This window comes from Mesorhizobium sp. M7A.F.Ca.CA.001.08.2.1, assembly GCF_003998455.1.
In the GTDB taxonomy this organism is placed as follows: Bacteria; Pseudomonadota; Alphaproteobacteria; order Rhizobiales; family Rhizobiaceae; genus Mesorhizobium; species Mesorhizobium ciceri.
Window position 1 is genome coordinate 1 of record NZ_RZPW01000972.1, and the last position, 1938, is coordinate 1938.

At 60.6% G+C, this 1938-nt stretch carries 2 protein-coding genes; one reads left to right on the plus strand and one right to left on the minus strand.

Annotated features, from left to right (window positions below; genetic code table 11):
• Nucleotides 1-1206 (minus strand): Asp-tRNA(Asn)/Glu-tRNA(Gln) amidotransferase subunit GatB (gene gatB, locus EN914_RS33660; RefSeq protein WP_127389593.1); only part of this gene is annotated, 1206 nt, incomplete at its 3' end.
• 354 nt (nt 1207-1560) lie between these two features.
• Here gatB and EN914_RS33670 point away from each other — a divergent pair.
• The gene (locus EN914_RS33670; protein WP_013531345.1) at nt 1561-1863 is read left to right on the plus strand and encodes a YjhX family toxin; all 303 of its coding nucleotides are present in this window, start codon (nt 1561-1563) and stop codon (nt 1861-1863) included.
• Nucleotides 1864-1938 lie beyond the last annotated feature (75 nt).

Consider the following 1938-nt stretch of genomic DNA (forward strand, 5'->3'; position numbering starts at 1 on the left):
CTTGATCAGATCGATGACCGCGCCAAGCTGCTCGGGAGAAACCGGAGCGTTTTCAATGTCTTTTCCGGCCTTGTTCAATTGCCCGAGCAGATCGTTGATGACCCAGTTGGCGGCGAGCTTGCCGTCGCGGCCGGCGGCCACCTTCTCGAAATAGTCGGCGATCGGCTTTTCCGAAACCAGGATCGAGGCGTCATAGACCGACAGGCCGAGCGACGCGATCAGCCGCGCCTTCTTGTCGTCTGGCAGTTCCGGCAATTCCTTGGCCAGCGCATCGACATAGGCCTGGTCGAATTCCAGCGGCAAGAGGTCCGGATCGGGGAAGTAGCGGTAATCATGCGCCTCTTCCTTGGAGCGCATCGAACGCGTCTCGCCCTTGACGGCGTCGAACAGCCGCGTCTCCTGGTCGATCTTGCCGCCATCCTCGAGAATGGCGATCTGCCGGCGCGCCTCGAAGTCGATGGCCTGGCCGATGAAGCGGATCGAGTTGACGTTCTTGATCTCGCAGCGCGTGCCGAACTCGCCGCCCGGCTTGCGCACCGAAACGTTGACGTCGGCGCGCATCGAACCTTCGTCCATGTTGCCGTCGCAGGTGCCGAGATAGCGCACGATGGTGCGCAGCTTGGTGACATAAGCCTTGGCTTCGTCGGCCGAGCGCATGTCGGGCTTGGAGACGATCTCCATCAGCGCCACGCCGGAGCGGTTGAGGTCGACATAGGACATGGTCACATGCTGGTCGTGCATCGACTTTCCGGCATCCTGCTCCAGATGCAGCCGCTCGATGCCGACCTCGATGTCCTCGAATTCGCCCTGACGATCGGGGCCAACGGAAACGATCACCGTGCCCTCGCCGACGATCGGCTGCTTGAACTGCGAGATCTGGTAGCCCTGCGGCAGGTCTGGATAGAAGTAGTTCTTCCGATCGAAGACCGACTTGTGGTTGATCTGCGCTTTCAGCCCAAGGCCGGTGCGGATCGCCTGCTTGACGCATTCCTCGTTGATGACCGGCAGCATGCCGGGCATCGCCGCATCGACCAGGCTGACATTGGCGTTGGGCGCCGCGCCGAAAGCGGTCGAGGCGCCGGAAAACAGCTTTGCTTCCGATGTAATCTGGGCATGGACCTCGAGGCCGATGATGATCTCCCAGTCGCCGGTGGCACCGGAAACAAGGCGCTTGGCGTCGGGCGTGCGGGTGTCGATGAGGGACATGGTGGCCTGCGTATTGGAACTGCGGATAATGCGTTTCGCACACTTTGGTGTGCAACTTCGCTAGTGCAAACCGCCAAAAGAGACAAGCGCCCAAAAAACACAAGCGCAAAGCCGCGGACTGGCCTTTTCAGCTGCGTTCGCCTATAGGAGGTCCATTCCAATGGAGAGTGGATGTCCACTTACGCTCAGTCCCGGTAAGGCCCTGACCTCCTGGCGAGGCAGGGCAGAAAACCTGAAACCCCGTGCCGCGAAGCTTCGCGGCGGCGGCATTTTTTGTTTTCCCGGAAAACTCTCACATGGATATTTCGCGCAGCGCATGACCCCGAAAATCGGTATCGATTTTCGGAAAGGATCATGCGCCAGATCATAAGTGCCACAGCGTCCTTTGCGCGTCCAAGAGGACGCGCGGCGCTGTGGAAACAGCGCATCCTGCACCTGCTCGCGCAGGGCGGACGCATTGAAATCGAAAAGAACGAGAAGAAACGGATCGCCTCCGTCAAATGCCTGACCCGCGACGGCTGGCATTATCCGGGCGTCGATCTCGAGCTGTTTCGAAAACTGAAGCGGAAGAAGGCTGTTTCTTCGTCTGACGGTGGACCCTACCGCATCACCCGGCGCGGGCTCGCACTCGTCCGCTCCGAACTCGACAACAGGTAACCACGGCTCCGCCGGTCGGTTCTCCGGCCGGCGGTTCGCCTCACCGCTCAGGCGGTGGCGATGTAGGCTCTGATC

Coding starts and splice junctions, on each gene's coding strand:
- EN914_RS33670 (WP_013531345.1), top strand. CDS start 1,561: ATGCGCCAGATCATAAGTGCCACAGCGTCCTTTGCGCGTCCAAGAGGA.